21 protein-coding genes are annotated in these 26357 nt (G+C 68.2%); 17 read left to right on the forward strand and 4 right to left on the reverse strand.

All coding sequences use genetic code 11. The features are described 5' to 3' along the window. The first annotated feature begins 78 nt into the window (after positions 1-78). The 12 genes from hemA (at position 79) to QLQ85_RS05670 (ending at position 13449) form a co-directional block, all read left to right on the forward strand. Positions 79-1347: a glutamyl-tRNA reductase gene (gene hemA / locus QLQ85_RS05615; protein ID WP_282738086.1), complete on the forward strand. Its 1269-nt coding sequence runs from the start codon at positions 79-81 to the stop codon at positions 1345-1347. 8 nt (positions 1348-1355) lie between these two features. Beyond that, positions 1356-2447: a peptide chain release factor 1 gene (gene prfA, locus QLQ85_RS05620; RefSeq protein ID WP_282738087.1), complete on the forward strand. Its 1092-nt coding sequence runs from the start codon at positions 1356-1358 to the stop codon at positions 2445-2447. A 16-nt stretch (positions 2448-2463) separates the two neighbouring features. Next, a complete protein-coding gene (gene prmC, locus QLQ85_RS05625) occupies positions 2464-3312 on the forward strand; it encodes a peptide chain release factor N(5)-glutamine methyltransferase (RefSeq protein ID WP_282738187.1) in 849 nt (282 codons plus the stop codon). 179 nt (positions 3313-3491) lie between these two features. After that, entirely contained in the window at positions 3492-3992 is a 501-nt protein-coding gene (locus QLQ85_RS05630) for an Lrp/AsnC ligand binding domain-containing protein (protein ID WP_102629723.1), read from the forward strand. Between the two features lie 12 nt (positions 3993-4004). Then, positions 4005-4745 (forward strand): HesA/MoeB/ThiF family protein, encoded by a 741-nt coding sequence (locus QLQ85_RS05635; protein ID WP_282723697.1) that lies wholly within the window; start codon positions 4005-4007, stop codon positions 4743-4745. A gap of 239 nt (positions 4746-4984) precedes the next feature. Continuing rightward, positions 4985-6304 carry an NAD(P)/FAD-dependent oxidoreductase gene (locus QLQ85_RS05640; protein WP_282738088.1) on the forward strand — a complete coding sequence of 440 codons (1320 nt, stop codon included), beginning with the start codon at positions 4985-4987 and terminating at the stop codon, positions 6302-6304. 51 nt (positions 6305-6355) lie between these two features. Next, positions 6356-7702, forward strand: coding sequence for a glutamine synthetase family protein (locus tag QLQ85_RS05645; RefSeq protein WP_282738089.1), 1347 nt, complete (start codon positions 6356-6358; stop codon positions 7700-7702). A 107-nt stretch (positions 7703-7809) separates the two neighbouring features. Beyond that, the gene (locus QLQ85_RS05650; protein ID WP_282738090.1) at positions 7810-8913 is read left to right on the forward strand and encodes a polyamine ABC transporter substrate-binding protein; all 1104 of its coding nucleotides are present in this window, start codon (positions 7810-7812) and stop codon (positions 8911-8913) included. An 89-nt stretch (positions 8914-9002) separates the two neighbouring features. Then, positions 9003-10166 carry an ABC transporter ATP-binding protein gene (locus QLQ85_RS05655; RefSeq protein WP_407650351.1) on the forward strand — a complete coding sequence of 388 codons (1164 nt, stop codon included), beginning with the start codon at positions 9003-9005 and terminating at the stop codon, positions 10164-10166. Between the two features lie 52 nt (positions 10167-10218). Then, entirely contained in the window at positions 10219-11130 is a 912-nt protein-coding gene (locus tag QLQ85_RS05660; RefSeq protein WP_282738091.1) for an ABC transporter permease subunit, read from the forward strand. Between the two features lie 2 nt (positions 11131-11132). Next, positions 11133-11966 (forward strand): ABC transporter permease subunit, encoded by an 834-nt coding sequence (locus QLQ85_RS05665; RefSeq protein ID WP_282723574.1) that lies wholly within the window; start codon positions 11133-11135, stop codon positions 11964-11966. A gap of 190 nt (positions 11967-12156) precedes the next feature. Next, complete coding sequence (locus QLQ85_RS05670; RefSeq protein WP_282738092.1) at positions 12157-13449, forward strand: NAD(P)/FAD-dependent oxidoreductase; 1293 nt, start codon at positions 12157-12159, stop codon at positions 13447-13449. Between the two features lie 20 nt (positions 13450-13469). On the opposite strand, the gene QLQ85_RS05675 is transcribed toward QLQ85_RS05670, so the two are convergent. Then, positions 13470-15203, reverse strand: a complete 1734-nt coding sequence (locus tag QLQ85_RS05675) for a formate--tetrahydrofolate ligase (RefSeq protein WP_282738093.1) — start codon at positions 15201-15203, stop codon at positions 13470-13472. Positions 15204-15410: 207 nt separating this feature from the next. On the opposite strand from QLQ85_RS05675, the gene QLQ85_RS05680 reads away from it, so the two are divergent. Continuing rightward, positions 15411-16448, forward strand: a complete 1038-nt coding sequence (locus QLQ85_RS05680; RefSeq protein ID WP_282738094.1) for a GlxA family transcriptional regulator — start codon at positions 15411-15413, stop codon at positions 16446-16448. Positions 16449-16517: 69 nt separating this feature from the next. Here QLQ85_RS05680 and QLQ85_RS05685 read toward each other — a convergent pair whose 3' ends face one another. Then, positions 16518-19085 carry a GcvT family protein gene (locus QLQ85_RS05685; RefSeq protein ID WP_282738095.1) on the reverse strand — a complete coding sequence of 856 codons (2568 nt, stop codon included), beginning with the start codon at positions 19083-19085 and terminating at the stop codon, positions 16518-16520. A 280-nt stretch (positions 19086-19365) separates the two neighbouring features. On the opposite strand from QLQ85_RS05685, the gene QLQ85_RS05690 reads away from it, so the two are divergent. The 3 genes from QLQ85_RS05690 (at position 19366) to QLQ85_RS05700 (ending at position 22295) form a co-directional block, all read left to right on the forward strand. Next, positions 19366-20562 carry a glycine cleavage T C-terminal barrel domain-containing protein gene (locus QLQ85_RS05690; RefSeq protein WP_282738096.1) on the forward strand — a complete coding sequence of 399 codons (1197 nt, stop codon included), beginning with the start codon at positions 19366-19368 and terminating at the stop codon, positions 20560-20562. 3 nt (positions 20563-20565) lie between these two features. Continuing rightward, positions 20566-21480, forward strand: a complete 915-nt coding sequence (locus QLQ85_RS05695; protein WP_282738097.1) for a methylenetetrahydrofolate reductase — start codon at positions 20566-20568, stop codon at positions 21478-21480. Positions 21481-21713: 233 nt separating this feature from the next. Next, positions 21714-22295: a glycine zipper 2TM domain-containing protein gene (locus QLQ85_RS05700; protein WP_282723581.1), complete on the forward strand. Its 582-nt coding sequence runs from the start codon at positions 21714-21716 to the stop codon at positions 22293-22295. A 74-nt stretch (positions 22296-22369) separates the two neighbouring features. Here the strand turns inward: QLQ85_RS05700 and QLQ85_RS05705 are convergent, their stop codons facing one another. Then, positions 22370-23854, reverse strand: coding sequence for a Na+/H+ antiporter NhaC family protein (locus QLQ85_RS05705; RefSeq protein WP_282738098.1), 1485 nt, complete (start codon positions 23852-23854; stop codon positions 22370-22372). Between the two features lie 88 nt (positions 23855-23942). After that, positions 23943-25319: a glutamine synthetase family protein gene (locus QLQ85_RS05710; RefSeq protein WP_282738099.1), complete on the reverse strand. Its 1377-nt coding sequence runs from the start codon at positions 25317-25319 to the stop codon at positions 23943-23945. Between the two features lie 260 nt (positions 25320-25579). Between QLQ85_RS05710 and QLQ85_RS05715 the strand changes: the two genes are divergently transcribed. After that, entirely contained in the window at positions 25580-26356 is a 777-nt protein-coding gene (locus QLQ85_RS05715; protein ID WP_282738100.1) for a gamma-glutamyl-gamma-aminobutyrate hydrolase family protein, read from the forward strand. Position 26357 lies beyond the last annotated feature (1 nt).

Genomic DNA, 26357 nt, shown 5'->3' on the forward strand with positions numbered 1-26357 from the left:
GGGCTGTGCTAGAATTGGGCGCCTCGATATGGTGGGTGGACCCGCACCGCCGGATGAACTAGCGAAGACGCCGAACGCATGACGCTGCTTGCCCTTGGAATCAATCACCGGACCGCGACCGTGGAGGTGCGTGAACAGGTCGCCTTCACGCCCACCCAACTGGAGGCGGCGCTCGGGGAACTGCGTGGCCTGCCCGAGGTGCGCGAGGCGGCGGTGCTGTCCACCTGCAATCGCACCGAACTCTACTGCATTATCGACGCCAGCGGCGAACAGGCGATTCTCCACTGGCTGGGCCGCTTCCATGACCTCCAGGTGGAGGATCTTTCGCGCTGCGCCTATCACTACCTCGACAGCGACGCCGCCCGCCACCTGATGCGGGTCGCGGTGGGACTCGACTCCATGGTGCTCGGCGAGCCGCAGATCCTGGGCCAGCTCAAGGACGCCTACCAGAGTGCCCGCGAGGCGAGGGGGCTGGGCGGCGAGCTCGAGCGACTCTTCCAGCACACCTTCGCCGTGGCCAAGCAGGTGCGCACCGAGACCGGCATCGGCCGCAACCCGGTCTCGGTGGCCTATGCCGCGGTCAGCCTGGCGAGCCGCATCTTCGACGACTTCTCCCGGTCCCGGGCGTTGCTGATCGGTGCCGGCGAGACCATCGAGCTGGTGGCGCGTCACCTCCATGAAGCCGGGGTTCACCAGCTCACCGTGGCCAATCGCACGCGCGAACGCGCCGATCGCCTGGCCGGCTCCCTGGGCGGGCGCGCGATCACCCTGGACGAGATCCCCACGGCGCTGGAGCAGTCCGACATCGTCATCTCCTCCACCGCCGCGCCGCTGCCGATCCTCGGCAAGGGCATGGTCGAGCGGGCGCTGAAGAAGCGCCGCCACCGGCCGATCTTCATGGTCGACATCGCCGTGCCCCGGGACATCGAGCCGGAGGTGGGCGAACTCGGCGACGTCTTCCTCTATACCGTCGACGATCTCCAGGAGGTGATCGAGGAGAATCGCCGCCACCGGCAGGTGGCCGCCGACCAGGCCGAGTCGCTGATCGAGCACGGCGTGGGTGCCTGGCAGCATGAGCGGCGCATCCGCAGCGGTGGCGAGCTGATCCGCGACTACCGTACCCGGGCCGAGGCGCTGCGCGATCTCTCCGAGCAGCAGGCGCTGGCCGGGCTGGCCCGCGGCGAGGACCCCGAGGCGGTGGTGCGCCGCCTCGCCCACCAGTTGACCAATCGCCTGCTGCATCGCCCCACCGTGGCGCTGCGCCAGGCGGCCTCCGCCGAGCGCCACGACCTGCTCGATGCCGCCACGGCACTGCTGCTCGACGGCTCATCCGACAAGACCCCATAGGACTGCCCATGAAAGCTTCCCTGCGTCAGCGCCTCGACGCCTTCGCCGAGCGCTTCGAGGAACTCGCCGCCCTGCTGGCGGAGCCCGAGGTGATCGCCGACCAGGCTCGTTTCCGCGGCTATTCCCGCGAGTACGCCGAGCTCGAGGCCCTGGTGGACGCCTGGCAGCGCTACCGCACCATCGAGGGGGACATCGCGTCGGCCGAGCAGTTGACCGGCGACAGCGATGCCGAGATGCGCGAGCTGGCCGAGATGGAGCTGGCGGAGGGGCGCGAGCGCCTCGAGGCCATGGAGGGGCGGCTCAAGCAGCTGCTGGTGCCCAAGGATCCCGACGACCGGCGCAATGTGTTTCTCGAGGTGCGGGCCGGCACCGGTGGCGACGAGGCGGCGCTGTTCGCCGGCGACCTCTTCCGCATGTACTCCCGCTATGCCGAGAAGCGCGGCTGGAAGGTCGAGGTGGTCAGCGCCAGCCACGGCGAGCAGGGCGGCTACAAGGAGATCATCTCGCGGGTCAAGGGCGAGGGGGTCTATGCCCGGCTCAAGTTCGAATCCGGCGCCCACCGGGTGCAGCGGGTACCGGCCACCGAGTCCCAGGGACGCATCCATACGTCGGCCTGCACCGTGGCGGTGATGCCCGAGGCCGACGAGGTGAGCGACATCGACATCAACCCCAACGACCTGCGGGTGGATACCTTCCGCTCCAGCGGTGCCGGCGGCCAGCACGTCAACACCACCGACTCGGCGATCCGCATCACCCACCTGCCCAGCGGGGTGGTGGTGGAGTGCCAGGAGGAGCGCAGTCAGCACAAGAACCGGGCCAAGGCGATGTCGCTGCTCGCCGCCCGGCTCAGGCAAGCCGCGGTGGAGGGGCGTCGGCAGGCCCAGGCCGACGCCCGCCGCTCGCTGGTCGGGTCGGGCGATCGCAGCGAGCGCATCCGTACCTACAATTTCCCCCAGGGACGGATCACCGACCACCGCATCAACCTCACCCTCTACAAGCTCGGCGAGGTGATCAGCGGCGAACAGCTCGACGAGGTGATCGAGCCCTTGATTCACGAGTATCAGGCCGAGCAGCTCGCCGCCCTGCAGCAGGAGGCCTGATGTGCGGGAAGGGATAGTGCGGCTGGATGTCCTGGTGGCGCGGGGGGCGGCGCGCCTGGCGCGGGCCGGTTCGCCCAGCGCGCGCCTCGATGCCGAGGTGCTGCTGTGTCATGTGCTGGGGGTCGACCGTACCTGGCTCTATACCTGGGGCGACCGCGAGGCGCCGCGCCTCGAGCGCGCCCGCTTCGAGGCGCTCCTCGCGGCTCGTGCCACCGGCCGGCCGGTGGCCTACCTCACCGGTGAGCGGGAGTTCTGGGGGCTTCGGCTGGCCACCGCCCCGAGCACCCTGATTCCGCGTCCGGACACCGAGGCGCTGGTCGAGGCGGCCCTGGCCAGGGCCGTGGCGCCGCAGGGGCGGCTGCTCGACCTCGGCACCGGCACCGGGGCCATCGCCCTGGCGTTTGCCAGCGAGCGACCCGGGTGGCGGGTGCTGGGGGTCGACCTGCGGCCGGAAGCGGTGGCGCTGGCCCGGTGCAATGCCGAACGGCTGGGCATCGCCAACGCCGAGTTCCGCCAGAGCGACTGGTTCGTGGCGCTCACCGGCGAGGCGTTCGAGCTGATCGTCGCCAACCCCCCCTACGTGGCCGAGGACGACCCGCACCTGTCGATCGGTGATGTGCGCTTCGAGCCGCACGGCGCGCTGGTGGCGGAGGCGCAGGGCCTGGCCGACCTTCTCCACCTGGTGCGCGAGGCTCGCAATCACCTCGAGCCGGGGGGCTGGCTGCTGCTCGAGCACGGCTTCGACCAGGCCGCGGCGGTGCGCCGTGCCCTCGTCGCTGCGGGCTATGGGGAGGTGGCGAGCCTGCACGACCTGGCCGGCCATGAGCGGGTCAGCCTGGGGCGGCAGCGGCAGCACCGGCATTGACGGTGTGGCACTGGAGCCGCGCGGCCCCCTGTGGTACACCTTGGGGCAGGAAAAACTTCCAGACGCTGCCGTGATTACGTGACCGAACACTGGAGAGTCGCCATCGGTATGGTGATTTTCAGTCGATTCGCCTGCCATGGCGGCGTGTCAGCCACCCTCGACCGGCGTGCCATACGACAATGAAAGCCAAGACCCGCTCGCTCGACCGCATCGACCTCAAGATCCTGCGTTGTCTGCAGGAGAACGCCCGTATCTCCTATGTCGACCTGGCGTCCCAGGTGGGACTCTCCACCACGCCCTGCCTGGAGCGCGTCAAGCGCCTGGAGCGGGCGGGGATCATCCGCGGCTACAAGGCGGTGCTCGACCCCCGGGCACTCAAGGCCAACCTGCTGGTCTTCGTGGAGATCAGCCTCGAGACCCAGTCGCCGGCGGTGTTCGACGAGTTCCGCCGCGCCGTGGCCAAGCTGCCGCAGATCCAGGAGTGCCACCTGGTCTCGGGACAGTTCGACTACATCCTCAAGTGCCGCATCCCCGAGATGTCCGCCTATCGCCAGCTGCTCGGTGACGTGGTGCTGACCCTGCCCGGGGTCAAGGAGTCGAAGAGCTACGTGGTGATGGAGGAGGTCAAGGAAGACTTCTCGCTGCATGTGCCCGACATCGAGGAGTTCGAGGACAAGTGATTCGCCATGCCCATGAATGACGACGACCTGCTGCGCTACAGCCGCCAGATCATGCTCGAGCAGATCGACATCGCCGGCCAGGAGCGGCTGCTCGCCGGCCACGCCCTGGTGGTCGGCGCCGGCGGGCTGGGCTCGCCGGTTGCGCTCTATCTCGCCGCCGCCGGGGTGGGCCGGCTGACCCTGGCCGACGCCGACGAGGTCGAGCTCTCGAACCTGCAGCGCCAGATCGCCCACGGCCAGGCCGACATCGGCCGCAACAAGGCCGCGTCGGCCCGGGAGGCGGCGCTGACCCTCAACCCGGGCTGTGAGGTCGCCACCCTGACCTCGCACCTGGAGGGCGAGGCGCTGGCGCGAGCGGTGGGTGAGGCGGACGTGGTGCTCGACTGCACCGACCGCTTCTCGAGCCGCTATGCCATCAACGCCGCCTGCCGGGCCGCCGGGGTGCCGCTGGTCTCGGGGGCGGCGATCCGCTTCTCGGGCCAGCTGGCGGTGTTCGATCCCCGGGATCCCGAATGTCCCTGCTACGCTTGTCTCTATCCGCCCGGGGGCGATGACGAGGAGCTGCGCTGTGCCGAGAACGGGGTGGTGGCGCCGCTGGTCGGGCTGATCGGCTGCTTCCAGGCGCTCGAGGCGATCAAGCTGCTCAGCGGGGCCGGCACGCCCCACGGCGGGCTTTCCACCTTCGACGGCCTCACCGGCCAGTGGCGCCACTTCCGGGTGCCGAAGGACCCGGCCTGCCCGGTCTGTGGCTGAGTGCCGATGTCGCCTCTGATGGCCTTTTCTTGACGATATGATCGCCGGCGTCGCCGCTCTTCCGGCCATCTCGGCGACACCCGTTACCCCTTGAGGAGCCGCTTGTCGCGCGGAATGGGGGCGCATCAGCGCTCGGACTCTCGCCGGGTTGGCATGGTGGTTGTTATTGAATACTTGACATTGCGGGGGCGGCTGGTGTCAAACTGAGGGCATCACGAATAACAACGAGCGCTGCGCGCATGACGGCACAGATTCCTTCCTCTCCCCTCGCGTCCCCGCGGGTCGCCTCCTGGTACCGCGACTCCATCGACCCCGAGGTAGCCATCCACCCCGGTGACTGCCCGCCGCTGGCGGGCGAGGTGCGCGCCGATGTCTGCGTGATCGGCGGTGGCGTCACCGGTTGTTCGGCGGCCCTGCACCTCGCCGAGCGCGGCTACTCGGTGGTGCTGCTGGAGGCGGCCGAGATCGGCCATGGCGCCTCCGGCCGCAGCGGCGGGCAGATCCTGCCGGGGCTCGGCACCGATATCGCCACCGTGGAGCAGACGCTCGGCCTCGCGCGCGCCCGGGAGGTCTGGGAGATGAGTCGCGAGGCGGTGCGGCTGACCGCCGAGCTGATCGACCGCCATGCCATTCCCTGCGAACTCGCCTGGGGCTACCTGCACGCCGCGGTCAGGCCGCGTCATGTCCGCGAGCTGCTGGCCTTTCGCGACCGCCTGGCCCGCGACTACGACTATCGGGCGCTCGACTGGCTCGCGGGTGACGCCCTGCGTGCGCATGTGGTCACCGATGCCTACCCGGGTGCCCTCTTCGAGAGCGAGGGCGGCCACCTGCACCCGCTCAACTATACCCTGGGCCTGGCCCGGGCCGCCCGCCGGGCCGGGGCGGTCATCCACCAGGGCAGCCCCGCGGTCGAGATCCGCCGCGGCAAGCCCGCCTCGGTCGTCACCCCGGGCGGTCGCGTGACCGCCGACTTCGTGGTGATGGGCACCAACGCTTTCCAGAACGGCCTGATCCCCGAGCTTTCCGGGCGCATCATGCGCGCCGCCAACTACATCATCGCCACCGAGCAGCTGTCGGTCGCACAGGCTGAACGGGTGCTGCCATGCAACGATGCGCTGTCCGACGCCAACTTCGTGCTCGACTACTATCGCCTCTCCGCCGACCGGCGGTTGCTCTACGGCGGTGAAGTGAGCTACACCGGCCGCGAGCCGCGGGGGTTGCAGGCGCGCATGGACGCCAAGATCGCCGGGCTCTTCCCGGTACTGCGCGGCGTGCGCATCGACTATCGCTGGGGCGGCGAGGTGGCCATCACCCTCAACCGGGCGCCGGACTTCGGTCGGCTGGACGACAATCTCTACTACGCCCAGGGCTACTCCGGCCACGGCATGGCACTGGCGGGCCTGGCCGGCAGGCTGATGGCCGAGTCGGTGGCCGGGCAGAGCGAACGCTTCGACGTCTTCGCCGCCATGCCGCACCGCCGGTTTCCCGGCGGCGAGCGACTACGCACGCCGCTGCTGCTGCTGGCCACCACCTTTTACAAGCTGCGCGACCGGCTCTGAGCGGTCCCGGGGCGATGAATGCACCCGACACGGGCATGACACGAGGTTCCCATGAAAGACCTGGAAAGCTGGCTGAAGGAGCGACACATCACCGAGGTGGAGTGCCTGGTCAGCGACATCACCGGCATCGCCCGCGGCAAGATCACCCCGGTTTCCAAGTTCGTCGCCGAGAAGGGTATGCGCCTGCCCGAGAGCGTGCTGCTGCAATCGGTGACCGGCGACTACGTCGAGGACGACATCTACTACTCGCTGCTCGACCCCGCCGACATCGACATGATCTGCAAGCCCGATTCCGGCGCCGCCTACCCGGTGCCCTGGGCGCTGGAACCCACCGCTCAGGTGATCCACGACTGCTACGACAAGATGGGCAACCCCATCGAGCTCTCGGCGCGCAACCAGCTCAAGAAGGTGCTGGCGCTCTACGCCGAGCAGGGCTGGAAACCGGTGGTGGCGCCGGAGATGGAGTTCTACCTGACCAAGCGCTGCGAGGATCCGGACCTGCCGCTGCAGCCGCCCATCGGCCGCTCCGGCCGCCAGGAGACCGGCCGCCAGTCGTTCTCCATCGACGCGGCCAACGAGTTCGACCCGCTGTTCGAGGACATGTACGACTGGTGCGAGGCCCAGGGGCTCGACATCGATACCCTGATCCACGAGGAGGGCACCGCCCAGATGGAGATCAACTTCCGTCACGGCGACCCGCTCTCCCTGGCCGACCAGGTGTTCCTGTTCAAGCGCACCATGCGCGAGGCGGCGCTCAAGCACGACGTGGCGGCCACCTTCATGGCCAAGCCGGTGACCAACGAGCCGGGCAGTGCCATGCACATCCACCAGAGCGTGCTGGATGCAGAGAGCGGGCGCAGCGTCTTCTCCAACGACGACGGCACCATGAGCGAGCTGTTCCTGCAGCACATCGGCGGGCTGCAGAAGTACATTCCCGAGGCGCTGCCGCTGATGGCGCCCAACGTCAACTCCTTCCGCCGCTTCCTGCCCGATACCTCGGCTCCGGTGAACGTGGAGTGGGGCGAGGAGAACCGCACCTGCGGGCTGCGGGTGCCCGATTCCAGTGCCCAGAACCGGCGGGTGGAGAATCGTCTGCCGGGGGCCGACGCCAATGCCTACCTGGCCATCGCCGCGAGCCTGCTGTGCGGCTATATGGGCATGATGCGCAAGATCAATCCCTCGGCGCCGGTGCAGGGGCGGGCCTTCGAGCGGCGCAACCTGCGCCTGCCCTTCACTCTGGAGATGGCGCTGGAGCGCATGGAGCACTGCGAGGAGCTTGCGACCTACCTGGGCAGCAAGTTCGTCACCGGCTATGTGGCGGTGAAGCGGGTCGAGAACGAAAACTTCAAGCGGGTAATCAGCTCCTGGGAGCGGGAGTTCCTGCTGCTTAGCGTGTAAGGCCCGGCCGCGCCGGGGGCCGTCCCGTTGAGACCGCCGCGGGACGCTCCGGACAGGCTGGGGTGTCGGCTTTTCTGATCCAACAACAACGACATAGAGGTGCCAAGATGTCCTACCAACGCAAGCTGTCCCTGGCCGTTGCCGCGGCCTCCCTGACCCTGGCCGCCGCGGCCGCCCAGGCCAATGAGGTACGGGTCTACAACTGGTCCGACTATATCGCCGAGGATACTCTGGAGCGATTCACCGCCGAGACCGGCATCGAGGTGGTCTACGACGTCTACGACAGCAACGAGGTACTGGAGGCGGCGCTGCTCTCCGGGCGTTCCGGCTATGACGTGGTGATCCCCTCCAACCACTACCTGGTGCGTCAGATGGCCGCCGGCGTCTATGGGAAGCTCGACCACGACAAGCTGCCCAATATCGTCAACCTGGACCCGGCCCTGCTCGCACAGCTGGAGAACGTCGATCCAGGCAACCACTACTCCATCCCCTATATGTGGGGCACCAACGGCATCGGCTACAACGCGGGGCGCCTCCAGGACATCCTCGGCGAGGACGCCCCGCTGGACTCCTGGGCGCTGCTCTTCGACCCCGAGGTGACCGGGGCCCTGCACGCGGCGGGTTGCGGCATCTCCATGCTCGACTCCGGGGACGAGATGCTGCCGGCGGCGATGGCCTACCTGGGGCTCGATCCCCATAGCACCGACGCCGATGATATTGCCCAGGCCGGCGATGCCATCGCCGCGGTGCGCGAACATATCACCTACTTCCACTCCTCCCGCTATATCTCCGACCTGGCCAATGGCGACCTCTGCGTGGCCGCCGGCTATTCCGGCGATATCTTCCAGGCCGCCGACCGTGCCGAGGAGGCCGGCAACGGTCACGAGATCGCCTATACCATTCCCAGGGAAGGGGCGGCGCTGTGGTTCGACCTGATGGCCATCCCCGCCGATGCGCCCAACCCGGAGAACGCCCACGCCTTTATCAACTTTATCCTCGAACCGGAGGTCGCCGCCGGCATCACCGAGTACGTGCTCTTCGCCAACCCCAACCGGGCGGCCAACGACTACCTGCCCGAGGAGATCCTGAACGATGCCTCCATCTATCCCACCGAGGAGGTGATGGAGAAGCTGTTCGTGGCCAAGGCCAAGCCGCTCGCCGCCCAGCGGGTCATCACCCGCACCTGGAACCGGGTCAAGTCCGGCAACTGATCGGCGCGCCGCCCCTTCGCCATGCGAGGGGGGGCCGCTTTCCCTTCGCGGATGTCCTGGAGACTAGTGCAATGACCCAACCCATGACCCTGGCCGATACCCCAGCCCAGGTGCATCCGGCGAGAGAGACCACGCCGTCATCGGGCAAGAGTTCGCGTGTCCAGAAGGAGACGTTGATGGAGATCCGCCGCGTCAGCAAGCGCTTCGACGAGGTGCTGGCGGTGGATGACGTCAACCTGACCATTCGCCGCGGCGAGATCTTCGCCCTGCTGGGGGGCTCCGGCTCCGGCAAGTCGACGTTGCTGCGCATGCTGGCCGGCTTCGAGAAACCCAGCGAGGGACAGATCCTGCTGGAGGGGCAGGATATTTCCCGCACGCCCCCCTACGAGCGGGCCATCAACATGATGTTCCAGTCCTATGCGCTCTTCCCGCATATGACGGTGGCCGAGAACATCGCCTTCGGCCTCAAGCAGGACAAGTTGCCCAAGGCGGAGATTCGCGAGCGGGTCGCCGAGATGCTCAAGCTGGTGCATATGGAGGGTTTCGCCAAGCGCAAGCCCCACCAGCTTTCCGGTGGCCAGCGCCAGCGCGTGGCCCTGGCCCGCTCCCTGGCCAAGCGCCCCAGCCTGCTGCTGCTCGACGAGCCCATGGGCGCCCTGGACAAGAAGCTGCGCACCGAGATGCAGCTCGAGGTGGTGGAGATCCTCGAGCGGGTCGGGGTGACCTGCATCATGGTCACCCACGACCAGGAGGAGGCCATGACCATGGCCGACCGGGTGGCGATCATGTCCGACGGCTGGATCGTCCAGGTGGGCTCGCCCATGGACGTCTACGAGAGCCCGGCCAATCGCATGGTGGCGGAGTTCGTCGGTACCGTGAATCTGTTCGCCGGGGAGATCGTGGTGGACGAGGCGGATCATTGCATCATCGATAGCCCCGAGCTGGGGCGGCGTATCCGCATCGATCACGGCATCAGCACCCCCGCCGACGAGCGCGGCGTCTGGGTGGCGGTGCGCCCGGAGAAGACCCTGTTGAGTCGTGAGCGGCCCGAGGGCGACTTCAACTGGGCCGCCGGCACGGTGGAGGATATCGCCTACCTGGGCGGGCTCTCGGTCTACTACGTGCGCACCGAGCAGGGCCATCTGGTCAAGGTGAGCCTGGCCAATACCACCCGCCGCAGCGAGCGTCCCAGTTGGGGCGATACGGTCTATATCCACTGGGATGAACGCAGCGCCGTCGTCTTGCGTGACTAGCACTGCGCGACTCGCCGACCCTGGATTCCCCGCTCCCGATCGGAGACGACTTATGCCTGCCCTGACTTCGCAACGCCTGCGGCGGTGGCTCAAGCCCCGTCGCGGCTGGGTCATCGCCGTGCCCCTGCTATGGCTGACCCTGTTCTTCCTGCTGCCCTTCGGCATCGTGCTCAAGATCAGCCTCTCCGAGGCGGCCATCGCCATTCCGCCCTACAGCGCCATGGTGGATGTTGGCGCCGAGACCCTGAGCCTGGTGGTGACCTTCGGCAACTACCTCTTCCTGATGTCCGACAGCCTCTATGTGTCGGCCTACTGGGGCTCGCTGAAGATCGCCTTCGTCTCGACCCTGGCCTGCCTGCTGATCGGCTACCCCATGGCCTATGCCATGGCCCGGGCCCCGGCCCACTGGCAGCTGGTGCTGCTGCTGCTGGTGATGCTGCCCTCCTGGACCTCCTTCCTGATCCGGGTCTATGCCTGGATGGGGATCCTCAGCAACAACGGGCTGGTCAACAGCGTGCTGCTCTGGGCCGGGCTGATCGACACGCCGATCCGCATGATGAACACCAACTTCGCGGTGATCCTCGGCATCGTCTACGCCTATCTGCCCTTCATGGTGCTGCCGCTCTACGCCAACCTGACCCGCCTCGACGGCTCCCTGCTGGAGGCCGCCTCGGATCTCGGTTCGCGGAGCCTCAATACCTTCCTCAGGGTGACCCTGCCGCTCTCCAAGGGCGGGATCATCGCCGGCTCCATGCTGGTGTTCATTCCAGCGGTGGGGGAGTACGTGATCCCCGAGCTGCTGGGCGGCCCCGATACGCTGATGATCGGCAAGGTGCTATGGGAGGAGTTCTTCAACAACCGCGACTGGCCGGTGGCCTCGTCGCTGGCCATGGTGATGCTGGCGCTGCTGTTGATCCCCATCGCGCTCTTCCATCGCTATCAGTCCCGTGAACTCAAGGAGTGACCATGAGAAAGCCATCCTTTACCACGGTGATGCTGATCTTGGGGCTGGTGTTTCTCTACCTGCCGATGCTGATCCTGGTCTTCTACTCCTTCAATGCCTCGCGGCTGGTCACGGTCTGGGCGGGCTTCTCCGGGCGTTGGTATATCGAGCTGTTGCGCGACCAGCAGATCCTCGATGCGGTCTGGACCAGCCTGCGGATTGCCTTCTTCTCCGCCAGCATGGCGGTCTGCCTGGGGACCCTCGCCGCCTTCGTGATGGTGCGCTTCGGTCGCTTCCGCGGCAAGACGGCGCTGGCCAGCATGATCACCGCGCCCCTGGTGATGCCGGAGGTGATCACCGGCCTCTCGCTGCTGCTGCTGTTCGTGCATATGGCGGAGCTGATCGGCTGGCCAGGGGATCGTGGCATGACCACCATCTGGATCGCCCATACCACCTTCTGCAGCGCCTATGTGGCGGTGGTGGTCTCCTCGCGGCTGCGCGAGGTAGACCTCTCCCTGGAGGAGGCGGCCATGGACCTGGGCGCCCCCCCGGTGAAGACCTTCTTCCAGATCACCCTGCCGGTAATCGCCCCGGCGCTGGCCGCCGGCTGGCTGCTGGCCTTCACCCTCTCTCTTGATGACCTGGTGATTGCCAGCTTCGTCTCCGGGCCCGGCGCCACCACCCTGCCCATGGTGGTCTTTTCCTCGGTGCGTCTCGGGGTCTCACCGAAGATCAATGCCCTCGCCACCCTGATCATCCTGGCGGTGTCGCTGGCCACCTTCCTGGCCTGGTACCTGATGCGCCGCAGCGAGGCCAAGCGGCGCCAGGCGATGCAGTTGGCGATGCAGGAGGCCTGAGCCTCCTAGGTGATGATAATGCAGTTGTAGTGGAATACTCGACGATCGGAGTGGTCGGGTACGACCCCGAAGCCCCAATGGCTTGTTGCCGTTGGGGCATTTTTTGGCGAATTTTAGGTGTCTGGCTAGCCATCAAGCTGGGCGGTTATGCTAGCATGGTTTAAATAATCAACACGTGAGGAGTGTGCCAATGACCGTCCAGCCGCCCGCCGCCCATGTGGCCTCCTGGTACGCGGCCACCGCCAACCCCGCCCCGGAGCGTCCGGGGCTCTCCGGCGAGATCGACTGCGACGTCTGCGTGGTGGGGGCCGGTTTCACCGGTATCTCGTCTGCCCTGCACCTGGCCGAGCAGGGGCTGTCGGTGGTGGTGCTGGAGGCCGCCCGGGTCGGCTTCGGCGCCTCGGGGCGCAATGGTGGCCAGATCGTCAACAGCTACAGCCGCGACATGGACGTGATCGAGGCCAAGTATGGGGCCGAGAGCGCCCGGGCCCTGGGCGACATGGCCTTCGAGGGCAACCGCATCATCCGCCACCGCATCGAACAGTACGGTATCGCCTGTGACCTGCGTGACGGCAACCTCTTCGCCGCCTGCAACGCGAAGCAGCTCGAGGGGCTCCGCGAGCACAAGGCGCTCTGGGAACGCTACGGCCATGATCAGTTGGAGCTGCTGGAGGGGGAGGCGGTCAAGCGGGAGGTGGGAAGCTCACGCTACACCGGTGCGCTGATCGACCACTCCGGGGGCCATATCCATCCCCTCAACCTGGTGTTGGGTCAGGCCGCCGCCGTCGAATCGCTGGGCGGGCGGATCTTCGAGCAGTCGCCGGTCACCGAGGTGGTCCACGGCGAGCCGGTGGTGCTGACGACGCCGCGCGGGAAGGTGCGCGCCGAACGGGTGGTGATGGCCGGCAATGCCTACCTGCAGGGGGTGCTGCCGGTGCTGGAGGGCAGGTCGATGCCCTGTGGCACCCAGATCGTCACCACCGAGCCCCTGGGCGAGGCGCTGGCCAGGGAGCTGATCCCGAACGACAAGGCGGTGGAGGACTGCAACTACCTGCTCGACTACTATCGCCTCACCGCCGACAACCGCCTGCTCTACGGAGGCGGGACCAGCTATGGCGGCCAGGATCTGGCCAGCATCGAGTCGGTGATACGCCCCAAGCTGCTCAGGACCTTCCCCCAGTTGGCCGACGTCAAGGTGGATTACGCCTGGAGCGGCAACTTCCTGCTGACCCTCAATCGCCTGCCGCAGTTCGGGGTGATCAACGGCAACGTCTACTACGCCCAGGGCTATTCCGGGCATGGCGTCACCTGCTCGCACCTGGCCGGCAAGCTGATCGCCGAGGTGATGCACGGCCAGGGCGAGCGCTTCGACGCCTTCGCCGGCATCCCCCACCTGCCGTTCCCCGGCGGGCGCCTGCTGCGGGTGCCGCTCTCGGCACTGGGGGCCTGGTACTACGCGACCCGCGATCGCCTGGGTGTCTGAACTCGGCGCCTGCAGCGGGTTCAATAGAGCCCGGTGATCTCGCCGTTGTCGTCGATATCGATATGGGCGGCGGCCGGATCGGCGCCCAGGCCGGGCATGGTGCGGATGTCGCCGCACAGGGCATAGAGGAAACCGGCGCCGGCGGATAGCCGCACCTCGCGCACCGGCAGGGTCCAGCCGGTGGGGGCGCCGAGCCGCGCCGGGTCCGCGGTGAGCGACAGGTGGGTCTTGGCGATGCACACCGGCAAGGCGCCATGGCCCTGCTGCCGATAGGCATCGAGCTGGTCGCGTGCTTCGGGGGAGAAGGCGACGTCGGCGGCGCCGTAGAGCCGGGTGGCGATGCGTTCGATCTTGGCGTCCGGCGGCATGTCGTCCGGGTAGAGGAAGCGGAACTCGCTGCCGCCGTCGGCGGCAGCGACCACGGCCTGTGCCAGCTCGATGGCGCCGGCGCCGCCGTCGCGGACATGGGTCGTGACCACGGCGCGGACGCCGGCGGCCTCGGCGATGTCGCGAATGACGGCATGCTCGCCGGGGCTGTCCGACGGGAAGGCATTGATCGCCACCACCGGCGTGACGCCGTGGGCGCGGATGTTGTCGATCTGCTTGATCAGGTTGGCGGCACCGGCGCGCACGTCCTCGGGGCACTCCGCCAGCATGGCGGCGGGAAGCGGCTTGCCGGGCACCACGCGGTAGTGCCCGGAGTGGTACTTCAGGGCCCGTACCGTGACCACGAGTACCGCGGCGTCCGGCGTCAGCCCGGAGGCGCGACACTTGATGTTGAAGAACCGCTCGGCCCCCATGTCCGCACCGAAGCCCGCCTCGGTGACGAGGTAGTCCCCGGCGTGAATGCCGATCCGGTCGGCGACGATGGAGGAGTTGCCGTGGGCGATGTTGCCGAACGGCCCGGCGTGGATGAGCGCCGGCGCGTGCTCCAGGGTCTGCAGCAGGTTGGGCTTGATCGCCTCCTTGAGCAGGGCGGTCATGGCGCCGGCCGCCCCGATCTCCTCGGCGGTGACCGGCTCGCCGGCGCGGGTGTAGCCCACCACCATGCGGCCCAGGCGCTGACGCAGGTCCCGCAGGGAGTCGGCCAGGGCGAGCACCGCCATGACCTCGGAGGCGGCGGTGATCTCGAAGCCGCTCTGGCGGGTGACGCCATCGGCGCGCGGGCCCAGGCCCGTGACGATGTGACGCAGGGCGCGGTCGTTGATGTCGACCGCCCGCTGCCAGCGAACGTTCTCCGGGTCCAGGTCGAGCTGGCGGCGATGGTGGAGGTGATTGTCGATCATCGCCGCGAGCAGGTTATGGGCCGCGGTGACCGCATGGATATCACCGGTCAGGTGCAGGTTGATGCGCTCCATGGGGACCACCTGGCTATAGCCGCCGCCGGCGGCTCCGCCCTTCATGCCCAGCGTCGGTCCCATGGAGGACTGTCGCAGGGCGACCGTGGCGGCATGGCCGAGCTGCTGCAGGCCCTGGACGAGGCCGATGGCGGTGGTGGTCTTGCCTTCGCCGGGTGGGGTGGGCGTGATCGCCGAGACCACCACGTAGCGAGCCCGCGGGCGCCCGGCGAGGGCATTCGCGGCACTCAGGTCCAGCTTGGCCACGCCCCGGCCGTAGGGTTCCACGGCCTCGCCGGGCACGTCCATGCGATGGGCGATCTCCTCGATGGGCCAGAGCCGTGCACCACGGGCGATGGTGAGGTTGTCCGGCAGCGACGGCCGCGCGTGCCTGACTTCTTGCGGGATGGTAGCCATCGCCCGACCTCCTGGCGTCTCAACCCTGAACTAGCCAACGGGGCATGCGGGTTGCGTTAGGCCCAGTATTCACGCCCGCGTGCGGCCGGTTTTGCTCATCCACGTCAATGGGCTTGGTCACAGCGACACCGGGCCGCGCAACTATCCCCGTGGATCGACTGTCGTTAAAGTAGCGAAGAGACAACCCGACTCCGGGAGGAAGGCGCGATGAAGTCCATTGCCACACCGGCGAACGGCCACTACGAGATCGGCTTCCTGCTGGTGCCGGGCTTCTCTCAGCTCGCCTTCTCCTCGGCGCTGGAACCGCTGCGCATGGCCAACCATCTCGTCGACCGCCGGTGCTACACCTGGCACCTGGTGAGCCGGGACGGCGCCCCGGTGAGTGCCAGCAGCGGTCTGCAGACCGGCGTGGACCATGGGTTCGACGAGGACCTGTCGCTGGACCTCGTGCTGGTGTGTGCCGGAGTCGACGTCCAGCGCCACTGCGATCGCGATACCCTGAGATGGCTGCGTCGCCTGGCCGGGCGACGCATTCCCCTGGGGGGGGTCTGCACCGGCGGCTACGTGCTCGCCCAGGCGGGGCTGCTCAACGGCTATCGCTGCACCCTGCACTGGGAACATATCTCGAGCATCCACGAGGCGCGCATGTTTCCCGAGGTGACCTTCACCTCGCAGCTGTTCGTCATGGACCGTGACCGCTACACCTGCTCCGGCGGCATCTCGCCCCTCGACATGATGCTCACTCTCATCGCCCGACAGCAGGGCCTGGAACTGGCCGAGGCCATCGCCGAGGAGTTCATCCACGAGCGGATCCGGGACGTCGGCGATCGTCAGCGCACCCCGCTCCGGGTGCGCCTCGGTCACAGCCATCCCAAGCTGGAGGAGGTGGCCACCCTCATGGAGGCGAACCTGCAGGAGCCGCTGTCGCTCGACGAACTGGCGAGCTATGCCGACCTCTCGCGGCGCCAACTGGAGCGGCTGTTCCAGCGCTATGTCGATTGCCCGCCGTTGAAGTACTACATGGACCTGCGCCTGATGCGGGCGCGACTGCTGCTGCGGCAGACCCACATGCCGATCACCGACGTGGCGCTGGCGTGCGGGTTCATCTCGCCGCCGCACTTCACCAAGTGTTACCACGACCGCTTCGGTCATTCGCCCAGTGGCGAACGCAAGCGGCGCAGTGACCGGGTGGCGGAGGCGGCGACCCAGCACGCCGAGGCGGCCCGCCCCCCCGGTGAGGAGTGAACGCGGCGCCGCGGTATCCAGTTTCCGGCCGGGTAGGCTCAGGATGAATCACCTACCGAGAGATCACATCTAGCTCCTGGGGCGCCGATTGTCCGGGTCATACAGGGCGCGATAACCGACGGCCTCGACGCGCAGTGGATAGTGCTCGCCGAAGTACTCCATGGCGAGCACGTGGCCCTCACGGGCATGCTCCGCCGGCAGGTAACCCAGGGCGATGATCCGGCCCAACGAGGGGCCGTAGGCGATGCTGGTCACGTAGGAGCGGCGCCCCAGGGCGTCCACCAGCACCTCGCCGCTCTCCGGGTCGAGGATCGGCGAGTGGCCCACCGGATAGCGGGGCACGCCCCCGGCGTCCCGGTTCTCGTCCAGGGTCAGGGTGCAGAGGTAGGCCGGCTGGCGCTCACGCTCGCGCTGCTCCAGGTAGGCGGCGCGGCCATGGAAATCCGCCGGTTTGACCCTGGGGCGCGCGAGCCCCGCCTCGACGAGGTTGTACTCGGTGAGCAGGTCGACGTTCTGCAGCCGCAGGCTCTTCTCCAGGCGGCGGCTGTTGGCGTAGGTCTCGATGCCCACCGGCGTCACGCCTTGTTCGTACAGCAGGTCCCACAGGGCGAGCCCGTAGCTGAACGGGATGTACAGCTCCCAGCCCTGCTCGCCCACATAGGAGATGCGGAAGGCCCAGATCGGCAGGCCGCGTACGCGGATCTCGCGGGCCGTGGCGAAGGGGAAGCGCTCGTCCTCCAGCGCCTGGGGGGTGTCGGCGAGCGCCTGCAGCGTGCGCCGGGCATTGGGCCCCCACAGGCCCAGGGTGGCCAGGGTGTCGGTGCGATCCTCGACATGCACGCGGGTCAGTCCCCTGGCCTCGGCCATGCGCGTCATCCACACGTAGTCGCGATGGCCGGTATCGCCGCCGCAGATCACCCGGAAGGCATCGGTGGCGAGGCGCACGATGGTCAGGTCGGAGTGCACGCCGCCGACCTCGTCGAGAAAGTGGGTGTAGACCCCCTTGCCGAGCGGCGTCTCGCCGCCCACCCGGGCCACCGAGAGGTACTCCAGCAGCGCCTCGGCGTCGGGCCCGGAGACGTCGAAGATGGCGAAGTGGGAGAGGTTGATCATGCCCACGTCCTCGCTCAGCGCGAGGTGCTCGGCGTTGGAGACCCGCCAGAAGTGGCGAGCGTCCCACTCGTTGGGGCGGTCGGGCACCCGGTCAGCGTAGCGCTCGAGCAGGTCCTCGTTGGCGGCATAGCCGTGGGCGCGCTCCCAGCCCGCCGCCTCCATGAAGTAGCCGCCGAGCGCCTGCTCCCGGGGCCAGAAGGGGCCGCGCCGCAGGTCGCGGCCCGAGGCGAAGGGCTCGCGGGGGTGCACCGGCGGGTCGTAGATCTTCCTGGCGATCTCGAGACAGCGCCCGCGGACATAGTGCGACGTCTTCTGCACCGGGTAGAAGCGCGCGATGTCGATGCCGTGGGGGTCGAGCTCCGGTCTTCCCCGGGTGATCCAGTCGGCGAGCACCTTGCCCATGCCCGGGCCGTCCTTGACCCAGACCGCCTCGCAGAACCACAGGCCGCGGGTCTCCGGTGACTCGCCGACCAGCGAGCCGCCGTCGACGGTGACCGACAGCAGGCCGTTGAACGAGTGCTTCTCGTCCCAGCCCAGTTCGCCGAGCGCGGGGGTGAGTTCCACCGCGCGGGTGAAGGCGTCCATGACCTGGTCGATCTCGAGGTCGCGCATGGACGGCGACAGCCGTGCCTGATGGCGCTCGAGGATCTCGTCGGGGGACACCAGGCGCGGGGCGGTGGCTTCGTAGTAGCCCCACTCGAGCCGACCGCCCTCGGCGGTCGTCGGATCACCGGTGTCGCGCATGTAGGCGGAGTTGCCCTGGTCGCGCAGCAGCGGGTAACCGATCTCCTCGCCGGTACCGGCGAAGACATCGAAGGGGCCGAAGAACAGCAGGGGGTGTTCCACCGGCATCAACGGCAGCGCCGCACCGGCCATGGCCGCCGGGATCGGCCCCCAGATCCCCGCGGTGACGATCACCACCGGGGTCTCGATATAGCCCTTGTCGGTTGCCACGCCACGCACCCGACCGTCCTTGACGTCGATGTCCAGTGCCGGGGTGTCGGCGAAGGCCCTGAGCCGGCCGGAGGCCACCGCCTGCTCGATCAGCTCGCCCGCCACCCGCTGTGAGCGGGGCACCACCAGCCCGGCGTCGGGGTCCCACAGCGCGCCCTGGATCAGCTCCCGCTGTACCAGCGGAAAGCGCTCGACGACCTCGTCGGGGCCGATGAGCCGGACATTGGTGCCGAACGCCTTGCCCGAGGCGACCTTGCGCTTGAGCTCCTCCATGCGCGCGTCGTCGCCGACGCGTGCCACCTCGAGGCCGCCGATGCGCCGATAGTGGCCCAGGCGCTCGTAGAAACGCCGGCTGTAGGTGGTGGTGTAGCACGACATCTTGTCGTGGGACGTCATGTAGCAGAAGTCGGAGGCGTGGGAGGTGGAGCCGATGTCCGAGGGAAGGGCGGACTTGTCGAGCCCCACGAGGTTGTCCCAGCCCAACTCGATCAGGTGGTGGGCCACCGAGGCGCCGACGATGCCGCCCTGGCCGATGATCACCGCACTTGCCTGCCTGGGTAGTGTCGCCATGACTGCTCTCCTGTGGTGACCCGCCCTTGTCACCATAATCCAAGCCAGGCCCTCTTGCTGTGCTGTGACGACTGCGACTTTCGTCGCTGCGACCGCAGGTTGCGACGCGGAGTTTGCCGATTGCGACAGCCAGGACGGGTCGGTGTCGCAGCCACCAAAGCGGCCGTCGTCGCTGGCGCCATGATCAGGTGCCGGCGGCACTAGCTTCGATTCAAGGACGGTGATCGCCGTCCCTCCGCGACCCCTTGGTACGGGTCAGGAACGGAAAGGAGACATGAGCATGTCCCAGGTCATCGAAAGCATCGAACATACTCGGGAGGCACCGGAGATCCTGCTCTACCCGAGGATCCGCAAGTCACCGTTCTTCTACGCCTCTCGCCGTCACGGAGTGCGCAAGTACAGCGTCTACAACCACCACTATCATCCGCGGCTGTATACCGACCCGGTCGACGAGTACTGGGCCCTGGTGCAGGGCGTCACCCTCTGGGACGTGGGCGTGGAGCGGCAGATCGAGATCGCAGGCCCGGACGCCTTCGCCTTCACCCAGATGCTGGTGCCCCGCGACATGCGCCAGTGCCGGGTCGGGCAGTGCAAGTACGTCTTCGTCACCGCACCCGACGGCGGCATCATCAACGACCCGGTGCTGCTGCGCATCGACGAGGATCGCTTCTGGCTGTCGCTGGCCGACAGTGACGTGATGCTGTGGTGCCAGGGGCTGGCCTACCACTCGGGCATGGACGTCACCATCCGGGAGGTGGACGTGGCACCGGTACAGGTCCAGGGCCCGAAGGCCAAGCAGGTCATGATCGACCTGTTCGGCGAGCGGGTGCTGGAGATCCCCTACTACCACCTCATGGAAGCGACGCTCGACGACATGTCGGTGGTGGTCTCGCGCACCGGCTATTCCGGCGAGATCGGCTACGAGATCTACCTCCGCGATGCGTCCCGTCACGGCGAGCGCCTCTGGCAACGGGTCTTCGAGGCCGGCCGGCCCCATCAGTTGCAGGTCATCGGACCCTGTCACATCCGCCGCATCGAGGGGGGGATCCTCGCCTTCGGCTGCGACATCTGGTACGACACCAACCCCTTCGAAGTGGGCATGGGCTACGACTGGATGGTCGACCTGCGCGGCGACGACGACTTCATCGGCCGCGCGGCGCTGGAACGCATCAAGGCCGAGGGGGTGTCGCGCAAGCTGGTGGGCGTGGAGATCGAGGGGCCGAGCGTCGGCTACTTCACCGACGGGGCGATGATCGATGTCTTCCCGGTATACGACACCGCCGGCGAACGCATCGGCCAGGTGACCTCGGCCACCCACTCGCCGCGCCAGGACCGCAATATCGGTTATGCCATGGTGCCGACGGCCCATGCCGAGCTCGGCACGCCACTGCGTATCGAGGCCAATACCGGGATGCAGGACGCCGTGGTGGTGCCGAAGCCGTTCCATGACCCGAGCAAGGAAATCCCCAAGGGCTGAGCCATGAACGACATGCAGCGGTTGGCGACGGTCGAGGCAGTCGGCAGGATCCGCGAGGTCCTTGCCGCCCCCCGCTACGAACTGCTGCCGCTCAAGGGTATGCAGGAGGCGGCCCGGTTCCTGCCAGCGGGGGCCGTGGTCACCGTGACCTGCTCGCCGCGGCACGGCCTCGAGCGGACCCTGGAGGCGGCCGAGTGGCTGGTGGGGGCGGGCTTCCAGGCGGTGCCCCACATCGCCGCCCGCCTGGTTCGTGACCCGGCCCACCTGCGACGGTTGGTGGCGCGCCTGCTGGCCGCCGGCATCGACGACTGCTTCGTGGTGGGGGGGGACGCCGAGCGCCCCGCGGGGGACTACGCCGGCGGCGTGGAGCTCCTCGAGGCCATGGCGGCGATGTCGTCACGGCCCTCGCGCCTCGGGGTCCCCGCCTATCCCGAGGGCCATCACCGCTTCGATGACGCCACCCTGCAGCGGGTCCTCGATGCCAAGGCGGCGCTGGCCGACTACGCCGTGACGCAGATGTGCTTCGAGGCCTCGACGGTGCTGGCCTGGCTCGAACGGCAGCGCCGATCCGGCATGACCCTGCCGGTCTATGCCGGGATCCCCGGCGTGCTGGAGCGTACCCGCTTGCTGTCGGTGGCCATGCGCCTCGGGCTCGGCACCTCGACACGGGTGTTGAGTCGCCGTACGGGGCTGGTCGGGCGCCTGCTGCAGCCCGCCGTCTATCGTCCCGACGACCTGCTGCAGGGGCTTCTCCCGGCCGTCGGGGACGGCGGGATCGCCGGCCTGCATGTCTACAGCTTCAACCAGGTGGGCGCCACCCGCGCCTGGCTCGATGCGCATCACGCCGCGCACTGTCGGGGGCTCGGGCTCGAAGCGTTGGCGACGCCCGAGCCCGCTCCCGCCGGGCCGCCCGGCTGACCCGGCCAGGCGAGCATCGGGGCTGTCGTCATCCACCGACAGCTGGTCAGAGAATATGGAAGTCACTGCTGGGCGCTGTCACCGTCCCCCGGTCGGCATATACTCGGGTCATCGCTTCGAGGAGGCGCAGGAAGCGCCACTCGATATCGCAATCCTTCCCGTGTCATGCATCTCCCGGAGCCGATGCCCTCATCATCGCAAGAGGCGCCCGAGCGCCCCCAAGGAGGTGACAGATGAGCAAGTCGATCGTAGTGGGCACGACCCTGGCGGTGTTGGGGCTGGGTGGGCTGGCCTTCGGGGCCTGGCAGGTTCAGCAGCAGGAGAGCGGGCCGCAGTACGCCGAGATCGTCGGCGTCGAGGCGCTGACCCGCACCGTGGAGACGCCCCGCGAGGTGTGCGAGGACGTGGTGGTGAGCCAGGCGGCACCCAGTCAGGCCCCCAGCCGAGACCCCCACCGGATCGTCGGCACCGCCGCCGGGGCCATCGTCGGTGGCCTGCTCGGCAACCAGGTGGGCGGTGGCAGTGGCAAGAAGCTCGCCACCGTGGCCGGTGCCGTGGGCGGTGGCCTGGCCGGACGCGAGGTCCAGGAACGCGTCGAGGCCAATCAACGGGCCCAGGCGGCCCCGATCCAGACCACCCAGCGCCAGTGCCATACGGTGGTGGATACCCATCAGGAGACCGAGGGTTACGAGGTCACTTGGCAGCATGGTGACATGGTGCAGACCAGCCGCCTGGACAACCCGCCCCAGGGCGACCGGGTACTGCTCGAGGAGGGACAGCCGCAGTGGCAGGCGGTGGTCTCGCAGGGCGGCTGACCCCACCCTGCGACAAGTCATGAACGCCAGCGCCCCGGCCAGGAATGGCCGGGGCGCTGGCGTCTGGGGGCGGCTCAGCTCAGCAGGTGGCCCAGGGCCAGGAAGCCCGTCGCGGTGATGCCGGCCCCCAGCAGGGCATAGGGGAACTGGGTCAGGGCGTGCTGCATCGGCTGGCAGCCGCTGCCCTGGGAGGAGAGGACCGAGGAGTCGGAGAAGAAGCAGGCATGGCTGCCGAAGCTTGAGGCGGAGAGCAGTGCACCGACGACCAGGGGCATCGGGGCCCCCATGTGCTGGGCGATGGGGATCACGATGGGGATCGAGATCACGAACACTCCCCAGGAGGAGCCGGTGGCGAACACCACCACGGCCATGGAGAGGAAGACGATGGCCGGCAGCAGGGCGACCGTCAGGTGGGGGGTCAGGGCATCGATCATGAAGGCGGTCATGCCCAACTGCTCGTTGATCTCGCGCAGCACGAAGCCCACCGCGACGATGGCCAATGGCAGCATCATGGTGCGGAAGCCGTCCATGATGGCATCCATCAGGGTGTTGAAGGTGGCCAGGCGCTGGATCAGGTAGAGCAGGATGGTGAACATGATCGCCACGATCACCCCCTTGAGCAGGTCGATCTCGAACCAGGCGCTGGCGCCGATCAGCACCGCCATCGGGGCCAGGAAGTTGAACACGCCGACCCAGGGGCGGGTCCGCGGGGCCTCGTCGTCGCCGAGCGCGACATCGGGTGCACCGTCGGGGATCGGCTGACCGGCCCTGGCGCGGGCCTCGGCGGCCTTCATCGGCCCCAGGTCCGGCACGAGCCCGCCGGCCACCAGCAGCACCAGGCCCAGGGCCACCCAGCCATAGAGCATGAAGGGGATCGACTGGATATACAGCCACATGCCGGAGGTCTCGGTGGCGCCGTTGGTCTCGAGCAGCTCGGCGAAGTAGACCGCCCAGGTGGAGAGCGGCACCAGGATGCAGATCGGTGCCGCGGTGGAGTCGACGATATAGGCCAGCTTCTCCCGGGAGACCCCGAAACGGTCGGTGAGGCGCTTCATGGCCGCCGAGGTGGCGAGGGCATTGAGGTAGTCATCGATGAAGATCAGCACCCCCAGGGCGGCGGTACTCAGCAACGACTGGCGGCGCGTCCTGACCAGGCGGGTCATGAAGTGGCTGAAGCTCAGGGTGCAGCCCGACTTCTCCAGCATGGCGATGAAGCCGCCCATCAGGCCACAGACCAGGATCAGCCAGGCGATGGTCTCGTCCATCATTACCGACAGGGAGATGTCGGCCAGTTCGCCGACGAAATCCTGCGGCTGGAGCAGGATCAGGCCGGCGATCGAGCCGATCGCCAGGGCCTCGAGGGTCCGGTGGGTGGCGATGGCCACCACCAGCACGATCAGCGAGGGGACCAGGCTGATCCAGCCATAGTCGCTGCCGGCGGGGTGCGAGAGGGTCAGGCCGACGACCGTGGCCATGACCAGGCTGAACAGCAGGAGGGTGCGCCCCGAGCCGCGCCGGTCGGGGAGGCTGGGCGAAAAGGGGTGGGCAGAGTGACTCATTCTCGGCTTCCTTGGGGATGTTGTTGTCGGTCACGGGATCCGGGCGGGGGCCGTTGTGCTTGTCGTGGCATGGCCCTGCATCGCCCGCTCAGACGTGGCGCAGGTACCAGGCGTACTCCAGGTGGCTGACCTCCTGCATGGCCTGGGCGCGCTCGGCGCGCCGGTTGGCCACGAACACCCGGAGGAAGTCGTGGCCCAGCGCCTCGCCCAGTACCTCGTCGGCCTCGAGCAGGGCGAGGGCCTGGTGCCAGCTGTTGGTCAGGCTTGGCTCGAACTGCTCATAGGCGTTGCCGCTCACGGCCGGGGGCGGCGACAGGCACTGCTCCAGCCCATGCGCGATCCCCGCCAGCAGCGTGGCCATCAGCAGGTAGGGATTGGCGTCGGCGCCGGCGACGCGATGCTCGATGCGCCGCGCCGCATTGGGGCCCGAGGGAATGCGCAGGGCCACCGAGCGGTTGTCGTAGCCCCACGTCGGCGCCATGGGCACATAGAGCCCGGGCTGGAAACGGCGGAAGGAGTTGAGGTTCGGCGCACAGATCGCCATGGAGGGTGGCATCAGCGCCAGCAGGCCGGCGATCGCCTGACGCAGCCGGGGCGTGCCCAGGGGGGCGCCGTCCTCGGCGGCGAAAACGTTCGCCCCCGACTCATCGAGCAGGCTGATGTGCACATGGGTGCCGTTGCCGGCCTCCAGGCCGTAGGGCTTGGCCATGAAGGTGGCCTCGAAGTCGTGGGTCAGGGCCACGCCCTTGATCAGACGCTTGAGCAGCACGGCGCTGTCGCAGGCCGCCAGGGCATCGTCGCAGTGGACCAGGTTGACCTCGAACTGCCCCGGGGCGCACTCCTTGAGGGCCGTGTCCAGGGGCAGCCCCTGGGCGAGTGCCGCGGCCTGGATGTCCTCGAGGAAGTCGGCGTACTCGTCGAGCTCGAGCATCGAGTAGAGCTGGCTCTGGGTCGCCCGTTCGCCGCTGCCCGGCGAGCACGGCGGCTGGATCAACCCTGCGGCGGTACGGGCCCGGTCGATCAGGTAGAACTCCAGCTCCACGGCGACCACCGGGGTCAGGCCGGCGCGGCGCAGGCGTTGCAGCACCCGGGCGAGCACCTGGCGGGGGTCGGCGAAGAACGGGGTCTCGTCGGCCTCGACCATGGTCATCAGCAGCTGCGCCTGGCGACCCCGCCGCAGCCAGGGGCTCGGCACCAGGGTGCCGGCAATCGGCCGGCAGACCCGGTCGCCGTCGCCGGTGGCGAGCCCCAGGCCGGTCTCCTCGATGGTGTTGCCGTTGATATCCAGCGCGAAGACCGAGGCCGGCAGGTTGACGCCGTCACGACACGCCTTCTCCAGGTTGTCGCGGGGAATGCGCTTGCCGCGCATCACGCCGTTGAGGTCGCTGATCAGAAGGTCGATGCTGTCCACCTCGGGGTGGCGTGAGAGAAAGTCGCGAGCTTCATCGACGGGTAAGGACGACATGGTGTCACCTGTGGAGTCTGGTTCGTTGTTGATGGGGGTATCTTTCCGGCAGAGAACCGGTGTTGTCAAATCCTTTACAACGGCGTCGTTGTGACACGCCGGATTCGCCCCGTGACAATCTTTTTTATTTATCTTTATATCAACTGCTTAACCTCGAAAATATCCGAGCGGGAGCGACGGTGTGTTGGCAAGGGAAATCAACGGCGGTATGTTGAGTAAAGCATAACAAACCGCATCATGAGTGTTTCAAGGAGGCTGCGATGCAGACCCGACCCCTGGTGGGCGTGATCGCCTGTCGCCGTGAGGTGGAGGGGCACCCCGCCCACATGGTCACCGACAAGTACCTGAGTGCCCTGCGCGACTATGGCCTGGCACCGGTGATCCTGCCGGTCTGGGAGGATGCCGTGGAGGGGGACCTGCTGGCCCATCTCGACGGCCTGCTGCTGACCGGCAGTTACAGCAACGTGGCGCCGGGGCGCTACGGCGCCGAGCGTGCCCCCGAGAACACCCGCGACGACCCCCACCGCGATGCCGTGGCGCTGGCGTGCATTCCCGCCGCCCTGGACCTCGGCCTGCCGCTGCTGGGCATCTGCCGCGGCTTCCAGGAGATCAACGTGGCCTTCGGCGGCACCCTGCACCAGGCGGTGCAGGGGGTGCCCGGCCTGCTCGACCATCGCGAGCCGGCGGGCGATCTCGAGGCTCGCTATGCCCCGGCCCACGACCTGACGATCCTTCCCGGGGGCGTCCTCGCGGCGCTCTATTCCCGGCCGGGCGCCCGGGTCAACTCCCTGCATCAGCAGGGCATCGCCGAGCTGGGGCCGGGGCTCGTCGCCGAGGCCACGGCCCCCGACGGCCTGATCGAGGCGGTATCGGTGGCCGGCGCGCCGGCCTTCGCCCTGGCCGTGCAGTGGCACCCGGAGTGGCGACCCCGCGAGCATCCGCTCTACCACGCCCTGTTCGACGCCTTCGCCGGCGCCTGTCGCCAGCGGCAGTCGAGCCGCGCCGCTGCCCCGACCCGCGACCCGCTCTCGGCCTGAT

The organism is Halomonas kalidii, from assembly GCF_030010475.1.
Classification (GTDB): Bacteria; Pseudomonadota; Gammaproteobacteria; order Pseudomonadales; family Halomonadaceae; genus Halomonas; species Halomonas heilongjiangensis.

Excerpts from the sequence above, each read along its gene's own strand:
- hemA (WP_282738086.1), top strand. The coding sequence starts at position 79 with ATGACGCTGCTTGCCCTTGGAATCAATCACCGGACCGCGACCGTGGAG.
- prfA (WP_282738087.1), top strand. The coding sequence starts at position 1,356 with ATGAAAGCTTCCCTGCGTCAGCGCCTCGACGCCTTCGCCGAGCGCTTC.
- QLQ85_RS05630 (WP_102629723.1), top strand. The coding sequence starts at position 3,492 with ATGAAAGCCAAGACCCGCTCGCTCGACCGCATCGACCTCAAGATCCTG.
- QLQ85_RS05635 (WP_282723697.1), top strand. The coding sequence starts at position 4,005 with ATGAATGACGACGACCTGCTGCGCTACAGCCGCCAGATCATGCTCGAG.
- QLQ85_RS05640 (WP_282738088.1), top strand. The coding sequence starts at position 4,985 with ATGACGGCACAGATTCCTTCCTCTCCCCTCGCGTCCCCGCGGGTCGCC.
- QLQ85_RS05645 (WP_282738089.1), top strand. The coding sequence starts at position 6,356 with ATGAAAGACCTGGAAAGCTGGCTGAAGGAGCGACACATCACCGAGGTG.
- QLQ85_RS05650 (WP_282738090.1), top strand. The coding sequence starts at position 7,810 with ATGTCCTACCAACGCAAGCTGTCCCTGGCCGTTGCCGCGGCCTCCCTG.
- QLQ85_RS05660 (WP_282738091.1), top strand. The coding sequence starts at position 10,219 with ATGCCTGCCCTGACTTCGCAACGCCTGCGGCGGTGGCTCAAGCCCCGT.
- QLQ85_RS05665 (WP_282723574.1), top strand. The coding sequence starts at position 11,133 with ATGAGAAAGCCATCCTTTACCACGGTGATGCTGATCTTGGGGCTGGTG.
- QLQ85_RS05670 (WP_282738092.1), top strand. The coding sequence starts at position 12,157 with ATGACCGTCCAGCCGCCCGCCGCCCATGTGGCCTCCTGGTACGCGGCC.
- QLQ85_RS05675 (WP_282738093.1), bottom strand. The coding sequence starts at position 15,203 with ATGGCTACCATCCCGCAAGAAGTCAGGCACGCGCGGCCGTCGCTGCCG.
- QLQ85_RS05680 (WP_282738094.1), top strand. The coding sequence starts at position 15,411 with ATGAAGTCCATTGCCACACCGGCGAACGGCCACTACGAGATCGGCTTC.
- QLQ85_RS05685 (WP_282738095.1), bottom strand. The coding sequence starts at position 19,085 with ATGGCGACACTACCCAGGCAGGCAAGTGCGGTGATCATCGGCCAGGGC.
- QLQ85_RS05690 (WP_282738096.1), top strand. The coding sequence starts at position 19,366 with ATGTCCCAGGTCATCGAAAGCATCGAACATACTCGGGAGGCACCGGAG.
- QLQ85_RS05695 (WP_282738097.1), top strand. The coding sequence starts at position 20,566 with ATGAACGACATGCAGCGGTTGGCGACGGTCGAGGCAGTCGGCAGGATC.
- QLQ85_RS05700 (WP_282723581.1), top strand. The coding sequence starts at position 21,714 with ATGAGCAAGTCGATCGTAGTGGGCACGACCCTGGCGGTGTTGGGGCTG.
- QLQ85_RS05705 (WP_282738098.1), bottom strand. The coding sequence starts at position 23,854 with ATGAGTCACTCTGCCCACCCCTTTTCGCCCAGCCTCCCCGACCGGCGC.
- QLQ85_RS05710 (WP_282738099.1), bottom strand. The coding sequence starts at position 25,319 with ATGTCGTCCTTACCCGTCGATGAAGCTCGCGACTTTCTCTCACGCCAC.
- QLQ85_RS05715 (WP_282738100.1), top strand. The coding sequence starts at position 25,580 with ATGCAGACCCGACCCCTGGTGGGCGTGATCGCCTGTCGCCGTGAGGTG.